Raw genomic sequence first — 21,422 nt, forward strand, 5'->3', positions numbered from 1 at the left:
GTTTGCACCCCCTCCGTCTCATAGCAGGAACACGCATTGCGACAAGCACATCTGTTGCCGATCCGGCCGCCGCCTGCACACGCTACCCATGAACCCCACACCGCCCTTCGCTCCTCACATCTACTTCTGCGACGCCCGCCTCGTCGGCCCGCTCGATGCATGGCCCGATACGTTCCAGCACATCGCCGGCATGGGCTTCGACCACGTGCTGATCGGCGGCTTCTGGGCCGCCAGCGTCGCGGGCTTCCCGCGCCACGTCGCCGACTTCCACCGGCCAGCCGCAACGTTCGCGACGCGCGCCGGCGCGCTCGAGACGTTCTCGCGGCTCGCGCAGCTCGCGCACGGCCACGGGCTGCGCGTGCTGCTCGAAGTGGTGCCGGACCGCATCGCGCGCGACAACCCGCTGCGCGCCGAGCATCCGGACTGGTACGTCGAGCGCGCGCACGACGACGCGTTGATCGATCCGCGCAGCGCCGCGCATGAAATGGATGTCGCGCATGCCCAGGTCGGCGAAGACGCCGCGCACGACGCGCTGTCCGCGTGGTGGTGCACGCACCTCGCCACGTTCGCGGATGCCGGTGCGTCGGGTTTCCTGATCGACGCGCCGCATCACCTGCCGGCCGCGTGGTGGCCCGGCTGGCGCGCGGCACTGCGCCGCGCGCGCCCGGACGTCGCGGTGCTGGCCGGCGTGCCCGGCCATGCGCGCGACGCGCTCGCCCAGCTCGAGGCGGCCGGCTTCGACGCGGTGTTCTCGTCGGTACGCTGGTGGGACCTGCATGCGCCGTGGTTCGTCGACGAACACCGGCTGCTGCGGCGCATCGGCTCGCCGATCGCGTTTCCGGACGCAATCGACGGCCCGCGCCTCGCCGACAACTGGAATACCGCTCCAGACGAGACGGTCGCCCGCGCGTACCACCGCGCGTTGTGGACCGCCGCCGCGGTCGGCACCGGCTGGCTCGTGCCGATGGGCTTCGAGCGCGGCGTCACGCTGCCGCTGATGGCGCGCGACGCGGACGCCGTACGCTTCCGCGCCGCGCTGGACGACGCGCGCTTCGACCTGTCCGGCGCGATCGCCGACGCGAATGCATGGCGCCGCGCGACACCACTCGCGGCCGAGCGCGGCGAAATCGCTCAACTGAGCGCGCCGGGCGCGCGCGCGACGGCGCTGCTGCGCGGCAGCGGTCCGTCGCTCGAACACGACGACACCGCCCTGCTGATCGCGTTGAATCCCGATCTCGATGCGCCGACGCACGTCGATCCCGCGACGATCCTGTCCGGCGTGCCTGGCGGCTTCACGCAGATCTCGCCACCGAACGGCTCGCGCAAATCCGCGCCCGCCGCGCCGGTCGCGCTGCAAGCCTTCACGCTCGAGCCCGGCGGCTATGCGTTGCTCGACGCGCGGCGCGCGCCGCCCGCGCTCGCTCGCACCGATGCGGCGGGCGAGCGCACCGCGCTGTCGGCCGCGCTCGCGGCCGACCGGATCGCGATCGAGCGCGTCGAGCCGGCGGTCGACGGCGGCCGCTTCGCGATCAAGCGCGTGATCGGCGAAACACTAGTTGTGCACGCATCGATCTTCACGGACGGCCACGCGCATCTCGCGGCCGCACTGCAATGGCGAGCCGACGACGAAGACACATGGCGCGAAGTGCCGTTCGTCGCGGAGCCGAACGATCGCTGGCACGCGTGCATCTCACTCGACCGGCTCGGCCGCCACGCGTTCCGTGTGATCGCATGGCGCGACGACTGGGCATCGCTCGTCACCGACATCACGAAGAAACGCGCGGCCGGCCAGGACGTGACGCTGGAGCTACGCGAGGCGCAACTGCTGCTCGCGACCGCGTTGAAGCACGCCGATCCGGCCGACCGGCGCGCGCGCACGCGGATGGAACAGCTCGCGGCCGAGTTCAACGACGCATCGCCCGACAAGCGGCTCGAACTGCTCGGCGCGCCCGCGCTCGCCGATGCGTACGCGGCGTTGCGCTACCGGCCGTTCGTCACGCACGATGACGCCGTCTACCCGGTCGACGTCGAACGCCGCGCCGCGCGCTTCTCGAGCTGGTACGAGATGTTCCCGCGCTCGGCGAGCAACGACCCGCACCGGCACGGCACGTTCGACGACGTGATCGCGCAATTGCCGCGCATCCGCGACATGGGTTTCGACGTGCTGTATTTCCCGCCGATCCATCCGATCGGCACGACGGCGCGCAAGGGCCGCAACAACACGCTGACGGCCGGGCCCGACGACGTCGGCAGCCCGTACGCGATCGGCTCGCCCGAAGGCGGCCACACGGCCGTGCATCCGCAGCTCGGCACGCTCGCGTCGTTCCGCACGCTGGTCGACGCGGCGCATGCGCAGGGTCTGGAAATCGCGCTCGATTTCGCGATCCAGTGCTCGCCCGATCATCCGTGGCTCGCCGCGCATCCGGGCTGGTTCGCGTGGCGGCCCGACGGCTCGCTGCGCTATGCGGAGAATCCGCCGAAGCGCTACCAGGACATCGTGAACCCCGATTTCTATGCGCCGGATGCGCTGCCCGACCTGTGGGTCGCGCTGCGCGACGCGGTGCTGTTCTGGGTCGACGCCGGCGTGCGGATCTTCCGCGTCGACAATCCGCACACGAAGCCGCTGCCGTTCTGGGCGTGGATGATCGCGGACGTGCGCGGCAAGCATCCGGACGTGGTGTTCCTGTCGGAGGCGTTCACGCGGCCGGGGATGATGTACCGGCTCGCGAAGGTCGGCTTCTCGCAGTCGTACACGTATTTCACGTGGCGCGAGACGAAGCGCGAATTCATCGACTACCTGACCGAGCTGACGGCCGGCCCCGCACGCGAGTTCTTCCGGCCGAACTTCTTCGTGAACACGCCCGACATCAATCCGCGCCACCTGCAGAACGCGCCACGCTCGCAGTTCGTGATCCGCGCGGCGCTGGCGGCGACGCTCGCCGGGTCGTGGGGCCTGTACTCGGGCTTCGAGATCGGCGAATCGGCGCCGCTGCCCGACAGCGAGGAATACGCGGACGCGGAGAAATACGAGCTGCGCGTGCGCGACTGGCGCAAGGCCGCGCACATCGGCGGCGAAATCGCGCGGCTGAATCGCGCGCGGCGCGACCATCCGGCGCTACAGACCCATCTCGGCCTCACCTTCGTCGATGCGGACAACGACCAGGTGCTGGTGTTCGTGAAGGCGACGCCCGCGCACGACAGCGTCGTCGCGGTCGCGATCAGCCTCGACCCGTGGCATCCGCAGGCCGCGAATTTCACGCTCGATGCGGCGCTGTGGCGCGGCTTCGGGCTCGTCGACGGCGAACCGCTCGACGCGCTCGAACAGGACGCCGCGCATGCCGAAACCTGGCGCGGGCATCGCCAGTACGTATCGCTCGACCCGCATGTACGGCCGTATGCGATCTGGCGGCTCGCGCCGTCTCCCGGCGCCGCGCGAGCGGCGGCGCCCGACCCGGCCGATGCCCGGGGCCATTCCGGAGCACACGGATGATGAAACGCGAAGATCCCCTCGACGACGTGCGTCGCGCGCAATTCCCGTCCCTCGCACCGGCCGGCACGCCGCGCCGGCGCCGTTCACGGCGCCGCGCGCCCGCGCTCTGCGCGGACGATCCGCTGTGGTACAAGGACGCGATCATCTACCAGGTACACGTGAAGTCGTTCTACGACTCGAACAACGACGGGATCGGCGACTTCCCGGGCCTGATCATGAAGCTCGACTACATCGCCGAGCTCGGCGTCGACACGATCTGGCTGCTGCCGTTCTACCCGTCGCCGCGCCGCGACGACGGCTACGACATCGCCGACTACCGCGACGTGCATCCCGACTACGGCACGCTCGCCGACGTGCGGCGCTTCATTCGCGAAGCGCACGCGCGCGGCATCCGCGTGATCACAGAGCTGGTGATCAACCACACGTCGGACCAGCATCCGTGGTTCCAGCGTGCACGGCGCGCGAAGCCCGGCTCGATGCATCGCGACTACTACGTGTGGTCGGATACCGACACGAAATACGCGGGCACGCGGATCATCTTTCTGGATACCGAAACATCGAACTGGACGCACGACCCGATCGCCGGCCAGTACTACTGGCACCGCTTCTACTCGCACCAGCCGGACCTGAACTTCGACAACCCGGCCGTCGTACGCGAGGTGATCCAGGTGATGCGCTTCTGGCTCGATCTCGGCATCGACGGGCTGCGGCTCGACGCGGTGCCGTACCTCGTCGAGCGCGAAGGCACCAACAACGAGAACCTGCCCGAAACGCATGCGATCCTGAAGCGGATCCGCGCGACGATCGACGCCGAGTATCCGAACCGGATGCTGCTCGCGGAAGCGAACCAGTGGCCGGAGGACGTGCAGGAATATTTCGGCGAGGAGAACGAATGCCACATGGCGTTCCACTTTCCGCTGATGCCGCGCATCTACATGTCGATCGCGAGCGAGGACCGCTTCCCGATCATCGACATCATGCGGCAGACGCCGGCGCTCGCGCCGAGCAACCAGTGGGCCGTGTTCCTGCGCAACCACGACGAGCTGACGCTCGAGATGGTGACCGACTCGGAGCGCGACCTGCTGTGGCAGACCTATGCGAGCGACCGCCGCGCGCGGATCAACCTCGGGATCCGGCGCCGCCTCGCGCCGCTGATGGAGCGCGACCGGCGCCGCATCGAGCTGATCAACTCGCTGCTGCTGTCGATGCCCGGCACGCCGGTGATCTACTACGGCGACGAGCTCGGCATGGGCGACAACATCCACCTCGGCGACCGCGACGGCGTGCGCACGCCGATGCAATGGTCGTCCGACCGCAACGGCGGCTTCTCGCGCGCGGACCCGGAACTGCTGGTGCTGCCGCCCGTGATGGGCGCGCTGTACGGCTATGACGCGGTCAACGTCGAGGCGCAGACGCGCGACCCGCATTCGCTGCTGAACTGGACCCGCCGGATCCTGTCCACGCGCCGCGCGACGCAGTCGTTCGGCCGCGGCACGATCCGCTTCCTGCGTCCGGAGAACCGCAAGGTGCTCGCGTATCTGCGCGAGCTCGAAGGCCACGAGACGGTGCTGTGCGTCGCGAACCTGTCGCGCGCGTCGCAGGCGGTCGAGCTCGACCTGTCCGAATTCGCGGGCCGCGTGCCGATCGAGATGACGTCGGACTCGCCGTTTCCGCCGATCGGGCAGCTCACGTATCTGCTGACCTTTCCGCCATACGGGTTCCTGTGGTTCGTGCTGTCCGAGCACGGCCGCGAGCCGTCGTGGCGGCAGCCGCACGCGGAGCCGCTGCCCGAATACGTGACGATCGTGATGCGGCGCGGCGACGCGCGACCCGACGTCGGGCAACTGCACACGCTCGCGCACGATGCGCTCGCGTCGTGGCTCACGCGGCGCCGCTGGTTCGCATCGAAGGACCGCAAGATCGGCGACGCATGGCTGAACGTCGTCACGCCGATGCCGGACGAACCGTTCCAGTACGCGGAGGCCTGGGTGTCCGCGAGCGACGGCGGCGTCGAGCGCTATGTCGTGCCGCTCGCCACCGCGTGGGGCGGCGAGACCTCGCATCCGCTGTTCACGCAGCTCGCGCTCGCCCGCGTGCGGCGCGGCCATACGGTGGGCTACCTGACCGACGCGTTCGCGCTGCCGGCATTCGCGCGCGGGATGCTGCGCAAGCTGCGCGACGGCGCGACGGTGCCGACGTCCGACGGCGGCCGCCTCGATTTCCTGCCCGAGCACGCGCTCGCGGGGCTCGATCCCGGCGAGGAGGCCGAAGTGCGCTGGCTTGCGGCCGAGCAGAGCAACAGCTCGCTCGTGATCGGCGACGCGATCGTGCTGAAGCTCGTGCGCAAGGTCGCGCACGGCATCCATCCGGAAGCGGAGATGAGCCGGCACCTGACGCGGATCGGCTATGCGAACACCGCGACGCTCGCGGGCGAAGTCGTGCACGTCGATCCGGACGGCACGCCGCATACGGTCGCGATCCTGCAGCGCTACGTCGACAACCAGGGCGACGCGTGGACGCGTTCGTTCGACTTCCTGCGGCGCGCGATCGACGAACTTGCGCTGCCGGCCGCGGGCGACGGCGACGCGGCCGAAGTCGACGACGAGCCCGATGCGCTGCTCGGCTACGCGGCGTTCGCGGGCATCATCGGCACGCGGCTCGGCCAGTTGCACGTCGCGCTCGCGCAGCCGTCCGACGATCCCGCGTTCGCGCCCGAAGCCGCGACTCCCGAGCACGTCGACGGCTGGTGCGTGGATGCGATCGCGTCGTTCGAGCGCGCGCTCGACGTGCTGCGCACGCAGCTCGACAAGCTCGATCCGGTCAACCGCGCGGCAGCGGACACGCTGCTCGCGTCGCGCGACGCGGCCGTGCAGGCCATCGGCGAACTCGTGCCGCGCACGCTCGACGCGCAATGCACGCGCATTCACGGCGATTTCCATCTCGGCCAGGTGCTCGACGTGCAAGGCGACGCGCTGCTGATCGACTTCGAAGGCGAGCCGGCGCGCGCGCTCGACCGGCGCCGCGCGAAATCGCATCCGCTGCGCGACGTGGCCGGGCTGCTGCGCTCGCTGTCGTACGTGAGCGCCACCGCGCAGTTCGCGATCGAGAAGGCGCCGCCGCAGACGGCCGGCCGCAAGCGCGCGCTGTTCGACCGCTTCGGGCAGGCCGCCGCCGACCGCTTCGTCGAATGCTATCGCGCGGCCGCCGATCAGGCGCCCGAGCGCTTCGTCGACCCGCGTTACGCGGACCGCCTGCTCGCGCTGTTCCTGATCGACAAGGCGTCGTACGAGCTGTGCTACGAAGCCGCGAACCGCCCGGACTGGCTCGGCGTGCCGGTCGGCGGGCTCGCGGCGCTGATCGAACGCCTGCTCGCGACCGACCGCGCGCCCGACCACGGAGGCAACCGATGACCGACATGCTGTTCGACCGCACCGACATCGACGCGCTGCTCGCCGGCCGCCATCCGGACCCGTTCGCGTGTCTCGGCCCGCACGCCGACGCCGGCCGGGTCGTCGTGCGCGCGCTGCTGCCCGGCGCGCAGCGCGTGCGGGCGGTGACGCCCGACGGCGACGAACTCGGCGCGCTCGCGTGCGTCGACGACGCCGGCTGCTTCGCGGGTACGCTCGCGCACGACGGCCGCTACCGGCTGGCCATCGACTGGCCGGACACGCGCCAGATCACCGACGACGCGTACGCGTTCGGCACGCTGCTCGACGAGGCCGCGCTCGCGCGTTTCGCGGCCGGCGACCCGGCCGCCGTGCTCGACTGCCTGGGCGCGACGCCCACGCGCGTCGACGGCGTCGACGGCGTGCGCTTCGCGGTGTGGGCGCCGAACGCGCAGCGCGTATCGGTCGTCGGCGACTTCAACATGTGGGACGGCCGCCGTCATCCGATGCGGCTGCGCCGGCCGTGGGGCGTGTGGGAGCTGTTCGTGCCGGGCACCGGCGCCGGCGAACACTACAAGTACGAGCTGCGCGCGGCCGACGGACACGTGCTGCCGCACAAGGCCGACCCGTGCGCGCGCGCGACCGAAGCGCCGCCGCGCACCGCGTCCGTCGTCGCCGACACCGCGGCGCTCGACGCGTTCACGTGGCACGACGACGGCTGGCTGCACGCGCGACCGCCCGCGGACCGGCGCTTTCGGATGCCGTGGTCGATCTACGAGGTACATGCCGAATCGTGGCAGCGCGTGCCCGAGGAGATGGACCGCAGCGCCACCTGGGACGAGCTCGCCGAGCGGCTGATCCCGTACGTGCGCGGCATGGGCTTCACGCACGTCGAATTCATGCCGATTTCCGAATACCCGTTCGGCGGCTCGTGGGGCTACCAGCCGCTCGCGCAGTTCGCGCCGTCCGCGCGCTTCGGGCCGGTCGACGGCTTCGCGCGCTTCGTCGACCGCGCGCACGCGGCCGGCATCGGCGTGATCGTCGACTGGGTGCCCGCGCACTTTCCGAACGACGCGCACGGCCTCGCGCAATTCGACGGCAGCGCGCTGTACGAGCACGCCGATCCGCGCGAAGGCATGCACCCGGACTGGAACACCTGCGTGTTCAATCTCGGACGCAACGAGGTCGGCGCGTTCCTCATCGCGTCCGCGCTCGCGTGGGCGCGCCGCTATCACGTCGACGGCATCCGCGTCGACGCGGTCGCGTCGATGCTGTACCGCGACTATTCGCGCAACGAAGGCGAATGGGTGCCGAACATCCACGGCGGGCGCGAGAACCTCGAATCGGTCGCGTTCCTGCGCACGCTCAACGACACGCTGCACGGTACGCTCGCGCCGCCGGGCGTCGTCACCTTCGCGGAGGAATCGACCGCGTGGCCGGGCGTCACGGCGTCGACCGGCGACGGCGGGCTCGGCTTCGACTTCAAATGGAACATGGGGTGGATGCACGACACGCTGTCGTATGTGCGCGAGGATCCGATCCATCGCCGCTATCACCACGACCGGATGACGTTCGGGCTCGTCTATGCGTTCTCCGAACGATTCGTGCTGCCGCTGTCGCACGACGAGGTCGTGCACGGCAAGGGCTCGCTCGCCGTGAAGATGCCGGGCGACGCGTGGCAGCGGCTCGCGACGCTGCGCGCGTACTTCGGCTTCATGTGGGCGCATCCGGGCAAGAAGCTGCTGTTCATGGGCAGCGAATTCGCGCAGTGGGCCGAGTTCGCGCACGATGCGACGCCGCACTGGGACCTGCTCGACGCACCCGCGCATCGCGGCGTGCAGCGGCTCGTGCGCGACCTGAACCGCACCTACGCGGCCGAGCCGGCGCTGCACGCGCTCGACTGTCACGCGTCCGGTTTTTTCTGGCTGATCGGCGACGATCGAGACAACAGCGTATTCGCGTTCGCGCGCCGCGACGATAGCGGGCGCCTCGTCGTCGCGATCTGCAACTTCACGCCGGTGCCGCGCCCCGGCTATCGCATCGGGCTGCCCGCGCCCGGGCACTGGCGCGAACTGATGAACACCGATGCCGCCGTGTACGGCGGCACGAATGCCGGCAACGACGGCGCCGTGTGGACGGAAGACGTGCCCTCGCACGGCCAGTCGTGGTCGGCCACCTTGCGCCTGCCGCCGCTCGCGACCCTATGGCTGAGCCCGGCCTGACGCCCGGCGCCCTCGACACGGAGACCATCCCCCCATGCCGACCGCCCTGCCTTCCCGTCTCGAACCCGGCCGCTGCTATCCGCTCGGCGCCACGTGGGACGGCCTTGGCACCAACTTCGCGGTGTTTTCCGCGCACGCGCACCGTATCCAGCTGTGCGTGTTCGACCCGACCGGCCGCAAGGAACTCGCGCGCCTCGACCTGCCCGAATGCACCGACGAGGTGTGGCACGGCTACCTGCCGAACGCGCATCCGGGCACCGTATACGGCTTTCGTGCGGATGGCCCGTACCAGCCGCAGCACGGCCATCGCTTCAACCCGACCAAGCTGCTGCTCGACCCGTACGCGCGCAAGCTGGTCGGCCAGTTCCGCTGGTCCGACGCGCTGTTCGGCTATCGCGTGCATTCGAACCGCGCGGACCTGTCGATGGACCGCCGCGACTCGGCGCCCGCGATGCCGAAGGCCGTGGTCGTCGACGAGGCGTTCGACTGGCGCAACGACCGGCGCCCGGACGTGCCGTGGCGCAGCACCGTGATCTACGAGACGCACGTGCGCGGCGCGTCGATGCGCCGCGCCGGGCTGCGCGTGCCGGAGCGTGGCACGTTCGCGTCGCTGTCGCATCCGGCGTTCATCGATCACCTGCTGTCGATCGGCGTGACGACGATCGAATTGCTGCCGGTGCACGCGTTCCTGCAGCAGCGGGCGCTGGTGAACCGCGGGCTGCGCAACTACTGGGGCTACGACACGGCCGCGTTCTTCGCGCCGGAGCCGTCGTACCTGACGACGCGGCGGCTCGACGAAATGCGCATCGCGATCCGGCAGCTGCACGCGGCCGGCATCGAGGTCGTGCTCGACGTCGTCTACAACCACACGTGTGAAGGCAACGAGCTCGGCCCGACGCTGTCGTGGCGCGGCCTGGACAACGCGAGCTACTACCGGCTGCGGCAGGACGACCGGCGTTACCACGTCGACGAGACCGGCTGCGGCAACACGCTGAACCTGTCGCACCCGCGCGTCGTGCAGATGGTGATGGATTCGCTGCGCTACTGGGCCACCGCGTTCAACATCGACGGCTTTCGCTTCGATCTCGGCGTGACGCTCGGCCGCGAGGATCACGGCTTCGAGCCGGGCGCGGGGTTTTTCGACGCGTTGCGGCAGGATCCGGTGCTCGCGCAGCGCAAGCTGATCACCGAACCGTGGGATCTCGGCCTCGGCGGCTATCAGCTCGGCCGTCATCCGCCCGGCTTCGCCGAATGGAACGACCGCTTTCGCGACACGGTGCGGCGCTTCTGGCGCGGCGACGCAGGCCAGCGTCCGGAACTCGCCGCGCGCCTCGCGGGCTCGGCCGACCTGTTCAACCATCAAAGGCGCCGGACCTGGGCGTCGGTCAATTTCGTCACCGCGCACGACGGCTTCACGCTCGCCGATCTGGTGTCGTATGCGCACAAGCACAACGAGGCCAACGGCGAGGACGACCGCGACGGCCGCGACGACAACTGCAGCGCGAACTGGGGCGTCGAAGGCGCCACCGACGATGCGTCGATCCTCGACCTGCGCGCGCGTGTCGCGCGCTCGATGCTCGCGACGCTGTTTACCGCGCTCGGCACGCCGATGCTCGTCGCCGGCGACGAATTCGGCCGCACGCAGCACGGCAACAACAACGCGTACTGCCAGGATAACGAAATATCGTGGCTCGATTGGGACCTCGCGCACAGCGAGGAAGGCGTCCAGATGATCCGTTTCGTGTCGCGGCTCGCCGCGCTGCGGCGCATGTACCCGGTGATGTCCGCGCCGCGCTATCCGTCGGGCGACCGCGACGGCGCGCCGGGCATGCGCGAGATCGGCTGGTTCGACGAACACGGCCTCGAGCTGAGCGTGCCCGCGTGGGAAGACGGCGAGCGCCGCGCGCTGACGATGCGGCGCGTGGGCACCGGCCGCACCGGGCGCACCGAGGCGTTGCTCGTGATGCTGAACGCGTCGGCCGGCACCATCAAGTTCAAGCCGCCCGCGCCGGTGCTCGATTACCGCGTGCTGCTCGACACCGCGACGCCCGACTCCGGCCCGCGCTCGTGGCCGGAGGCCGGCCTCGACGTCGCCGCACACACGGCCGTGATCGCGGTCGCGGCCGTGCCACCCGACCTGCCCTCGTGAGGAACCGCCATGTCGTCACGTACCGCACCACCATCCGGCACGCACGCGTTCGCGTCGTCGTTCGGCGCGACCTGCGTCGACGCGCAGCACACCCGCTTCCGGTTGTGGGCGCCCGCGAGCCGCACGGCCGCGGTCGAACTGCACGGCGACGAGCGCATCGCGATGCAAGCCACCGGCGACGGCTGGTTCGAGGTCGTCGCGCGCTGCGGCGCCGGCACGCTGTATCGCTTCCTGCTCGATGATGGCCTCGCGGTGCCCGATCCCGCGTCGCGCTTCCAGCCGTCCGACGTGCACGGCCCGAGCCAGGTCGTCGATCCCGCCGCGTACCGCTGGCGCAACGACGCGTGGCGTGGCCGGCCGTGGCACGAGACGGTGCTGTACGAGCTGCACGTCGGTGCCTGCGGCGGCTATGCGAGCGTCGAGCGGCGCCTGCCCGACATCGCCGCGCTCGGCGTGACCGCGCTCGAGCTGATGCCCGTCAACGCGTTCCCCGGTGCGCGCAACTGGGGCTACGACGGCGTGCTGCCGTTCGCGCCCGCTGCGTCATACGGCCGGCCCGAGGAGCTGAAGGCGCTCGTCGACGCCGCGCACGGGCTCGGACTGCAGGTGTTTCTCGACGTCGTGTACAACCACTTCGGCCCCGACGGCAACCTGCTGCCGCGCTATGCACCTGAATTTTTCCGGGCCGACCGGCAGACCGCGTGGGGCCCGGCGATCGATTTCTCGCGCGCGCAGACGAGCGCGTTCTTCATCGACAACGCGCTGTACTGGCTCGACGAATTCCGTTTCGACGGCCTGCGCATCGACGCCGCGCATGCGATCGACGACGATGCGTGGCTGCGCGAGCTGGCGCGGCGCGTGCGCACGCATTTCGGCGATGCGCGCCACGTGCATCTGGTGCTCGAGAACGAACGCAATACCGCGAGCCTGCTCGGGCCGAACGGCTTCGATGCGCAGTGGAACGACGACTTCCACAACAGCGCGCACGTGCTGCTGACCGGTGAGCACGAAGGCTACTACCGCGCGTATGCCGACGCGCCGCTGCGCCGTCTCGCGCGCACGCTCGGCGAAGGCTTCGCGTATCAGGGCGAGCCGTCGCCGCTGCATGGCGGTGCGCCGCGCGGCGAGCCGAGCGCGCACCTGCCGCCGACCGCGTTCGTCACGTTCCTGCAGAACCACGACCAGATCGGCAACCGCGCGTTCGGCGAACGGCTGCGCGCGCTCGCGAACGACGACGCGGTGCGCGCCGCGACCGCATTGATGCTGCTCGCGCCGCAGATTCCGCTGCTGTTCATGGGCGAGGAAGACGGCAGCACGCAGCCGTTCCAGTTCTTCACCGACTATCGCGGCGAGCTCGCCGATGCGGTGCGCGAAGGCCGTCGCCGCGAATTCTCCGCGTTTTCCGCGTTCGCCGATCCCGCGCATCGCGATGCGATCCCCGATCCGAACGATGTCACCACGTTCGTGCGCTCGTCGCCGGCCCACGCGGACGACGATGCGTGGCCCGATGCCGACGCATGGCGGCACTTCTACCGCAGCGCGCTGACGGTGCGCGCGGCGCTGGTGACGCCGCACCTGCCCGGCGCGCGCGCGCTCGGCGTCGAGTTGCTGGCGGGTCACGTCAGCCCCGACGCGGAGGCGCTCGTCGCGCGCTGGCGGCTCGGCGACGGCAGCACGCTGACGATCGCGTTCAATCCCGGCTCGCACGACGCGGTGCTGCCCGCGCTGCCGGTCGGCAAGATCGTGTTCGAGACGCCGCCGCGCGCGCGCGACCGGCTCGCCGACCAGCGGCTGCCCCCTCGCACCTGCATCGCGTGGCGCGACGGCGCGGTCAACCACGATGCGCTGAAACACCGCGCGAACGGGCACACGCGACCATGACGACCGACGTACCGATCGCCGAACTCGCGCGTGCGGCCGGGCTCGAACCCGACTGGATCGACGCGGGCGGCGTCGCGCGGCGTGTGACCGACGATTCGCTCGTCGCGCTCGTCGATGCGCTCGGCTGGCCCTGCGGCACGCCGATCGAGCGGGTCGACAGCGCGGCCGCGTTGCTCGATGCGCACGACGCCGCGCCGCCGGTCGTGACGGGCGACGCGGGCGTGCCGCTGACGCTGCCGCGCAGCGTCGCGCCGCGCGGCGCGCGCTGGCGGATCACGCTGGAATCGGGCGAGCACGTCGACGGGCGCGTGGCCGGCGCGGGCGAATACGGCCGGCTGCCGCCGCTCGCGCAGCCCGGCTATCACACGCTCGACATCGGCGAGCACCGCATCGGGCTCGCGATCGCGCCGCCGCGCGCGCGGCCGTTTGCGGCTGCCGACGGCCTGCCGGATGCGCCGCGCCGCTGGGGTATCTCGGCCCAGCTCTACGGCCTGCGGCGCGCGGGCGACGACGGCTCCGGCGACTACACCGCGCTCGCGCGCCTCGCCGCGCACGCGGCACGGCACGGCGCCGACGCGGTCGCGATCAGCCCGACGCATGCCGGCTATCCGGCGCTGCCCGAGCACGACAGCCCGTATTCGCCGTCGTCGCGGCGCTGGCACAACGTCGCGTATCTCGACGGCGATGCCGTACCGGGGGCCGATGTCGTGCGGCGCACGAACGGCGCGGCGGCGGACGTCGCGCCCGCGCCGGATATGCCGCTGATCGACTGGCCGCAGGTGCTGCCACAGAAACTGCGCCGCCTGCGCGCGTGCTTCGATGCGTGGCGTGCGAACGGCGAGCCCTCGCGCGACGCGTTCGAGCAGTTTCGCGCGGCGGGCGGTGCGGCACTCGACGCGCATGCGCGCTTCGACGCGCTGCAGGCGTTCTGCATCGAACACGGAATCGGCGCCGACTGGCGGCATTGGCCGGCGCAGTGGCGGATGCCGGCCACCGCCGAGGTCGACGCATTCGCGCATGCGCACGCCGACGCGATTGCGTTCCACGCGTTCCTGCAATGGTGCGCGTCGCGCGCGCTTGGAGACGCTCAGCAGGCGGCGCGCGATGCCGGGATGGCGGTCGGGCTGATCGCCGACCTCGCGGTCGGATCCGATCGCGCGGGCAGCGACGCGTGGGCGCACGGCACGACGCTGTTGCGCGGCGTGTCGGTCGGCGCCCCGCCCGACCTGTTCAATGCGGACGGCCAGGCGTGGGGCGTGACGACGTGGACGCCCGCCGCGCTGCGCGCGAACGGCTTCACGCCGTTCATCGACCTGTTGCGCGCGGCCTTCGCCCATGCCGGCGGAATCCGCATCGATCATGTGCTCGGCTTCGCGCGGATGTGGATCGTGCCGGAAGGCGGATCGGCGCGCGACGGCGCATACCTGCGTTATCCGCTCGACGATCTGGTGAGGCTCGTCGCGCTGGAGGCCTCGCGGCACCGGGCGGTCGCGATCGGCGAGGATCTGGGCACGGTGCCGGCGGGTTTTCGCGAGCGGCTGGGCGCGCAGGGCATCGCCGGGATGCGCGTGCTGTGGTTCGAACGTGACGCGGATCGCGCGTTTCGGCCGCCGTCCGCGTGGGATCGCGACACGATCGCGATGACGTCGACGCATGACCTGCCGACCGTGGCCGGCTGGTGGCGGGGTGTCGATCTCGAATGGCGGCGGGTTGCCGCCGAGGCCGCTGCGGCGCCGGCGAAGCCGCACCCTGCCGGTGACGACGTCGGCCGCGCCGCGGCCGCACACGACACCGGCCACGACGCACGGATCGATCCGGTCCTGCGCAGCGATGCGCCCGCGCAGGATGACGGCCCCGACGCGCCGCCCCCTGCTTCTTTCGACCTGCGCGCGGCCCAGGCCGAACGCACCACCGACCGCGCGGCGTTGTGGCGCGCGTTGCAGCACGCGGGCTGCGCACCGGCCGGCGATCCGATTCCGTCCGCCGACACGCCGCCCGTCGACGCAGTGCTCGCATACGTCGCGCGCAGCCCGTCACCGCTCGCGATCGTGCCGCTCGAGGATCTGCTCGCGCTCGACGAGCAACCGAATCTCCCCGGCCCCCCGTGCGGCCATCCGAACTGGCTGCGCCGGCTGCCGCGCGCGGTCGACGCGCTGTTCGACGCCGACGCGCGCACCCGCATCGCGGCGATCGAGCACGCGCGCCGACCCGCGGAGGACGACGCATGACGCCGCGCGCGACCTTGCGATTGCAGTTGCACGCGGGCTTCACGTTCGACGACGCAGCCGCCCACGCCGACTATTTCGCGCGCCTCGGCGTGAGCCATCTGTACCTGTCGCCGATCACGACGGCCGAGCCCGGTTCGCTGCACGGCTACGATACCGTCGACCATCGCGCGATCAGCACGGAGCTCGGCGGCGAAGCCGGCTTCCGGCGCCTCGTCGACGCACTGCGTGCGCGCGGCCTCGGCGTGATCGTCGACATCGTGCCGAACCACATGGGCGTGGGCGGCGTGTCGAACGGCTGGTGGAACGACGTGCTCGAATGGGGACGGGCGAGCCCGTACGCCCGCTACTTCGACATCGACTGGCACCCGCCCGATGCGGCGCTCGACGGCAAGGTGCTGCTGCCCTGCCTCGGCGTGCCCTACGGCGACGCGCTCGCGTCCGGCGACATCACGCTAGGCGCCGATCCATCGGCCGGGCGCTTTTTCATCGCGTGCCCGGGCAGGCGGCTGCCGGTCGCCATCGCCACCTACGCGGAGATCCTGCGCATCGCGAACCGCGCGGACCTGAACGCGCTCGCCGAGCGTTTCGCCACTGCATCGGCGCGCGGCGGCCCGCGTGTCGCGGCCGCGCACGCGGCGCTGCGCGACTACGCCGCCGCGCAGGGTCCGCACGCGTTCGACGCGATATTGCGCGGCGCCGACCCGCGCCGCGCACGCTCGCGCGCGTGCCTGCACCGCTTGCTCGAACGCCAGCACTACCTGCTCGCGTGGTGGCGCACGGCCGCCGACGAGCTGAACTGGCGGCGCTTCTTCGACATCGCGACGCTCGCGGCCGTGCGCGTCGAGGACGATGCGGTGTTCGACGCGGTGCACGCGCTGCCGTTGGGGCTCCATGCGGCCGGCTACATCGACGGCCTGCGCGTCGATCACGTCGACGGCCTCGCCGATCCGCGCGCGTACTGCCGCCGCCTGCATGCGCGGCTCGCCGCGCAGCGCGACGAGCGGCCGTATGTCGTCGTCGAGAAGATCCTCGCGCCGGGCGAGACGCTGCGCGACGACTGGCGCGTCGACGGCACGACCGGCTACGACTTCATGAACGACGTCGCCGCGCTGCTGCACGACCCGGCCGGCGCCGCGCCGCTCGCCGCGCACTGGGCGGCCGTGTCGGGGTCCGCACGCTCGTTCGCGCAGGAAGCGGTGGCCGGCAAGCGGCGCGTGCTGAAGCGGCAGCTCGCCGGCGAGCACGCGCGCGTCGCGCGCGCCTTGCACCGCATCGCGCGTGCGGCGCCCGCTACGCGCGACGTCAGCCAGATTGCGATCCATCGCGTGCTCGGCGAACTGGCCGTGCATCTGCCCGTGTACCGGATGTACCCGACGCCCGGCGACGAGCCCACCGGCGCCGATGGTCGCGTGCTGGCGCTCGCGTACGACGCGGCATGCGCCGCGATCGATCCGTCCGACCGCTACGCGCTCGATCGCGTCGCCGGCTGGCTCGGGCTGCCGGGCATGCGCGTGCCGCGCGCGGATGCCGCGCTGCTGCACGCGGCGCGTGTCGCGTTCGCGCAGCTCACCGCGCCGCTCGCCGCGAAGGGCGTCGAGGACACGGCCAACTACCGGTACGGACGACTGCTGTCGCGCAACGAAGTCGGCGCCGATGCGGGCGACTTCAGCCTGTCGCGCGGCGCGTTCCATGCGCGCAACCGGCGGCGCGCGCGCACCGTTCCTCATACGCTCGTCGCGACCGCGACGCACGATCACAAGCGCGGCGAGGATGCGCGTATGCGGCTCGCGGTGCTCAGCGAAATGCCCGACGCGTGGCGCGCGGTGTCGCTTGACTGGTCCGCGCTGAACCAGCCGCACCGCGGCGGTGCGCATCGCGATCTCGCGTGGGCGCCGGGGCCGGCCGCGGAAGCGATGCTGTACCAGACGCTGGTCGGCTGCTGGCCGCCGGGGCTCGCGCCCGACGATGCGGCCGGACTTGCCGCGCTGGCGGAGCGCGTGGTGCGCTGGCAGACGAAGGCTTTGCGCGAAGGGAAACAGCACACGGACTGGCTCGCGCCGGACGCCGACTACGAGCGCGCTTGCGAGCAGTTCGTGCGCGCGATCCTGACGCCGCGCGGCATGGGCGATTTCGTGCATCGGCTGCATGCGTTCGTCGCGCGGATCGCGCCGGCCGGCGTCGTCAACAGTCTCGCGCAGGCGGCGCTGCGCATGGCGTCGCCGGGCGTGCCCGATCTGTACCAGGGGACCGAGTCATGGGATCACTCGCTCGTCGATCCTGACAACCGGCGCGACGTGCCGTTTGCCGCGCTGGCGGCCGAGCGGGTCGATGAACCGGTCGCCGCGTATCTGCGGCACTGGCCCGATGCGCGCGTGAAGCGCGCGCTCGTCGAGCGGATGCTCGCGCTGCGCGCACGCTGGCCCGCGACGTTCGCGGATGGCGCCTATGTGCCGCTGCGCGTGCGCGGCCGGCTCGGCCGGCATGCGGTGGCGTTCGCCCGGCGCGACGAAAGCGCAACGATCGTGGTGATCGTCACGCGGCTCGCGTGTGGCTGGCTGGGCGAAGCGCCGGAATTGCCGCGCGTCGAGCCTCGGGAATGGGGAGATACGGCCGTGGTGCTGCCGCGCGGCGCCGGCGAGCGGTGGATCGACTGGTTGAATGACGGCAGCGAAGTCGAGACGCCGGACGGCACGATGCGGCTCGCTCGATGTCTTGCCGTGTTGCCGGTTGCGGTGCTGGTGGCGGGCGATACGAAGCGCCGCGAGCTGTAGTCGGTTTCGTGCAAAGGCGGGCGGCTCCCGCAGATCAATCTACATACGGCGGTCCCACCTACCCGCTCAACACGCCAATAACATCGCGGTGGCCGTCTGCGGGCACACACCACGAAACTGGCTGGATGCCAGCAACGGCCCCGGTACATCCTCACGGGCAACCGGCACGAAACCAAAGCCGGCGAAATAGTCCTCCGCGGTGGTCGTCAGCAATCCGATCGACCTGACAGAGCGTGCGCGACACGCCGCGATCAACCGTTCCACGATCGCACCACCGAAGCCTTTTCCGTGCGCGTGCGGTACGACGGCAACCGACCGGATCAACGCGCAGTCTTCGTGGTATTCAATACCGCCGCATCCAATCAAGTCGAGCGGATTGGCAAGCACGACGAAGTTTCCCAGATGCTCCGCGACACCGGCAGTCGGCAGGTTCGAAGCGCGCAGCAATGCCTCGATCGAGGCCAGGTCGAATAACGCTGCCGAGCGAAGTTGCATGACATCGACTCCTGATTGGATTGACGGCACGTTGCGTGTCAGATCCCCCGCTGATTCACCCGCTTCGACAATTCCTCCGCGCTTTCCTTCCTTTCGCTGTACCGGTCGACCAGATACGGGCCGATATCACGCGTCAGCAGCGTGAACTTCACCAGCTCCTCCAGCACGTCGACGACCCGATCGTAATAGGCCGACGGCTTCATCCGCCCCGCTTCGTCGAATTCCATGAACGCCTTGGCCACCGACGACTGGTTCGGGATCGTCAGCATGCGCATCCAGCGCCCCAGCACGCGCATCTGGTTCACCGCGTTGAACGACTGCGAGCCGCCGCTCACCTGCATCACCGCGAGCGTCTTGCCCTGCGTCGGTCGCACGGCGCCGACCGACAGCGGAATCCAGTCGATCTGCGACTTCATGATGCCCGTCATCGCGCCGTGTCGTTCCGGCGAGCACCACACCATCCCTTCCGACCACGTCACAAGTTCGCGAAGTTCGACGACTTTCGGATGGCTCTCCGGCGCATCGTCGGGCAGCGGCAGGCCGCTCGGATTGAACACGCGCACCTCCGCGCCCATCGCGGTGAGCAGGCGCTCGGCTTCCTCGACCAGCAGGCGGCTGAACGAACGCTCGCGCAGCGAACCGTACAGCAGCAGGAAACGCGGCGGATGGGTGGACGGCGATGCCGGCCGCAAGCGGCTCGCGTCCGGCACCTGGAACAAAGCGGGATCGAGTTGCGGCAGGTCGGTCAGTCGGTCGGTCATGGAGGGATTCCGGAGTTGGCTCACACGCGCTCGTACCAGCCCTTCGACCGGTTCACGATGCGCACCACCAGCAGCATGACCGGCACCTCGATCAACACGCCGACGACGGTCGCGAGCGCCGCCCCGGAGTGAAAACCGAACAGGCTGATCGCGGCCGCGACGGCGAGCTCGAAGAAATTGGATGCGCCGATCAGCGCGGACGGACACGCGACGTTGTGCTTCTCGCCCACCGCGCGGTTGAGCCAGTACGCGAGCGCCGCATTGAAGAACACCTGGATCAGGATCGGCACCGCGAGCAACGCGATCACCAGCGGCTGTTTCAGGATCGCTTCGCCCTGGAACGCGAACAGCAGCACGAGCGTCGCGAGCAGCGCGGCGATCGACCACGGGCCGATCCGCGCCATCGCGGCATCGAACGCGGCCTGGCCGTTCCTCAGCAGCCGCTTGCGCCAAAGCTGCGCGAGGATCACCGGAATCACGATGTAGAGCACCACCGACGTAAGCAGCGTCGCCCACGGCACGGTAATCGCGGACATCCCGAGCAGCAGCCCGACCAGCGGCGCGAACGCGATCACCATGATGCTGTCGTTCAGCGCGACCTGCGACAGCGTGAATAGCGGATCGCCACCCGTGAGCCGGCTCCACACGAACACCATCGCCGTGCACGGCGCGGCGGCCAGCAGGATCAGGCCGGCGATGTAGCTGTCGAGCTGGTCCGCCGGCAGCATCGGCGCGAACAGCTGCCGCACGAACAGCCAGCCGAGGAACGCCATCGAGAACGGCTTGACGAGCCAGTTCACGGCGAGCGTGACGCCGATCCCCTTCACATGTCGGCGCACTTCATGCAGCGCGCCGAAGTCCACCTTCACGAGCATCGGCACGATCATCACCCAGATCAGCAACCCGACCGGCAGGTTGACCTGCGCGTATTCGATGCGGCCGATCCGCTGAAACAGGCCGGGCAGCAGCTGGCCGAGCGCGATGCCGGCGACGATGCACAGCGCGACCCAGAGCGTCAGGTAGCGTTCGAAGAAGTTGATCGCGGGCCTGACGGCGGCGTTGCGAGGCGGGACGACGTTGGACGTGTTCATCGGACGTGGCTCGGGAGGGAGGAAGGCACGCGGCATGCAGGTTCGTGCATGCCGCCGCGCGACCGCTCAGTTTTGCGCGATGGCGGTCAATGCCGCCTGGAGTTCGGCGTTGCTCATGCGTTCGAGCGGCAGCGCCAGCAGTTGCAGCATCCGGTAGCCGAGCGCCTCGCGCGTCAGTTCGAACGCGAGCTGCTTGCCCGCATCGCCGCCCGTCGCGTTCGACGGATCGGCGTAGCCCCAATGCACTTTCACCGGGCTGCCGGGCCAGTACGGGCAAGTCTCCGCGGCCGCGCTGTCGCAGACGGTGATGACGATGCGCATTTCCGGCGCGCCGTCGCCGACGAATTCGTCCCAGCTCTTGCTGCGGTATCCGCTGACGTCGACGCCGGCGCGCGTGAGCGCATCCAGCGCGAACGGATTGAGCCGGCCGCTCGGCGCACTGCCGGCGCTGTACGCGCGCACGTCGCGGCCGAGCTTCGCGGCCCAGTGATTGAGCATGCCCTCGGCGAGCACGCTGCGCGCGGAGTTGTGGGTACAGAGGATCAGGACGTTGGTGGTCATCGGCGGGGCGCGTGAAGGTGGCTTACGTTGGATCGGTGCAGGCGGGCGAACAGGCGGAAACCGGCGAGCACGGATTACCGCCGCAGCAGTTCTCGGTGAGGTAGCCGACGAGGCCGTTCATCGTCGCGAAGTTCGCGCAATAGAACACGAAGCGGCCTTCCTGGCGGCTCGTGACGAGCTGCGCGTGGGCCAGTTCCTTCAGATGAAACGACAGCGACGACGGCGGCACGTCGAGCAGCGTCGCGATTTGGCCGGCCGCCAAGCCCAAGGGGCCGGCCTGCACGAGCGCGCGGAAGACGGCGAGGCGGGATTCGTGCGCGAGGGCGGACAGCGCGGCGATGGTCTGGTTCGTTTCCATGTTTCGATAATACTCGAAATGTGGAAACG

At 70.5% G+C, this 21,422-nt stretch carries 12 protein-coding genes; 7 read left to right on the plus strand and 5 right to left on the minus strand.

Features of this window, described 5'->3' with window-relative positions:
• Nucleotides 1-88 precede the first annotated feature (88 nt).
• Genes ABIC50_RS13975 through treY form a run of 7 tightly spaced genes read left to right on the plus strand, consistent with a single transcriptional unit; the run spans nt 89 to nt 18,127 of the window.
• A complete protein-coding gene (locus ABIC50_RS13975; protein ID WP_354164711.1) occupies nt 89-3,490 on the plus strand; it encodes a maltotransferase domain-containing protein in 3,402 nt (1,133 codons plus the stop codon).
• Nucleotides 3,490-6,900: a maltose alpha-D-glucosyltransferase gene (gene treS, locus ABIC50_RS13980; protein WP_354165245.1), complete on the plus strand. Its 3,411-nt coding sequence runs from the start codon at nt 3,490-3,492 to the stop codon at nt 6,898-6,900. Before ABIC50_RS13975 ends, treS begins: the two co-directional genes overlap by 1 nt.
• Nucleotides 6,897-9,098: a 1,4-alpha-glucan branching protein GlgB gene (gene glgB / locus ABIC50_RS13985; protein WP_354164714.1), complete on the plus strand. Its 2,202-nt coding sequence runs from the start codon at nt 6,897-6,899 to the stop codon at nt 9,096-9,098. The genes treS and glgB overlap by 4 nt, the downstream gene beginning before the upstream one ends.
• A gap of 34 nt (nt 9,099-9,132) precedes the next feature.
• On the plus strand, nt 9,133-11,247 hold the full coding sequence (gene glgX / locus ABIC50_RS13990; RefSeq protein WP_175661228.1) for a glycogen debranching protein GlgX: 2,115 nt from the start codon (nt 9,133-9,135) through the stop codon (nt 11,245-11,247).
• A 9-nt stretch (nt 11,248-11,256) separates the two neighbouring features.
• Nucleotides 11,257-13,128: a malto-oligosyltrehalose trehalohydrolase gene (gene treZ / locus ABIC50_RS13995; RefSeq protein ID WP_354164717.1), complete on the plus strand. Its 1,872-nt coding sequence runs from the start codon at nt 11,257-11,259 to the stop codon at nt 13,126-13,128.
• Nucleotides 13,125-15,356, plus strand: a complete 2,232-nt coding sequence (malQ, locus tag ABIC50_RS14000; protein WP_354164719.1) for a 4-alpha-glucanotransferase — start codon at nt 13,125-13,127, stop codon at nt 15,354-15,356. Before treZ ends, malQ begins: the two co-directional genes overlap by 4 nt.
• Nucleotides 15,353-18,127, plus strand: coding sequence for a malto-oligosyltrehalose synthase (gene treY, locus ABIC50_RS14005; RefSeq protein WP_354164721.1), 2,775 nt, complete (start codon nt 15,353-15,355; stop codon nt 18,125-18,127). Before malQ ends, treY begins: the two co-directional genes overlap by 4 nt.
• A 66-nt stretch (nt 18,128-18,193) precedes the next feature.
• On the opposite strand, the gene arsN2 is transcribed toward treY, so the two are convergent.
• The 5 genes from arsN2 to ABIC50_RS14030 all read right to left on the minus strand — a co-directional run bounded on the left by arsN2 (nt 18,194) and on the right by ABIC50_RS14030 (nt 21,393).
• Nucleotides 18,194-18,622 (minus strand): arsenic resistance N-acetyltransferase ArsN2, encoded by a 429-nt coding sequence (arsN2, locus tag ABIC50_RS14010; RefSeq protein ID WP_354164723.1) that lies wholly within the window; start codon nt 18,620-18,622, stop codon nt 18,194-18,196.
• 38 nt (nt 18,623-18,660) lie between these two features.
• Entirely contained in the window at nt 18,661-19,383 is a 723-nt protein-coding gene (gene arsH, locus ABIC50_RS14015; RefSeq protein WP_354164726.1) for an arsenical resistance protein ArsH, read from the minus strand.
• 20 nt (nt 19,384-19,403) lie between these two features.
• Nucleotides 19,404-20,474 (minus strand): ACR3 family arsenite efflux transporter, encoded by a 1,071-nt coding sequence (gene arsB, locus ABIC50_RS14020; RefSeq protein ID WP_138850503.1) that lies wholly within the window; start codon nt 20,472-20,474, stop codon nt 19,404-19,406.
• Nucleotides 20,475-20,540: 66 nt separating this feature from the next.
• The gene (locus tag ABIC50_RS14025) at nt 20,541-21,035 is read right to left on the minus strand and encodes an arsenate reductase ArsC (protein WP_175698852.1); all 495 of its coding nucleotides are present in this window, start codon (nt 21,033-21,035) and stop codon (nt 20,541-20,543) included.
• 22 nt (nt 21,036-21,057) lie between these two features.
• A complete protein-coding gene (locus ABIC50_RS14030) occupies nt 21,058-21,393 on the minus strand; it encodes an ArsR/SmtB family transcription factor (protein WP_354164728.1) in 336 nt (111 codons plus the stop codon).
• Nucleotides 21,394-21,422 lie beyond the last annotated feature (29 nt).

This window comes from Burkholderia sp. 567 (genome assembly GCF_040545115.1).
Lineage (GTDB): Bacteria > Pseudomonadota > Gammaproteobacteria > Burkholderiales > Burkholderiaceae > Burkholderia > Burkholderia ambifaria.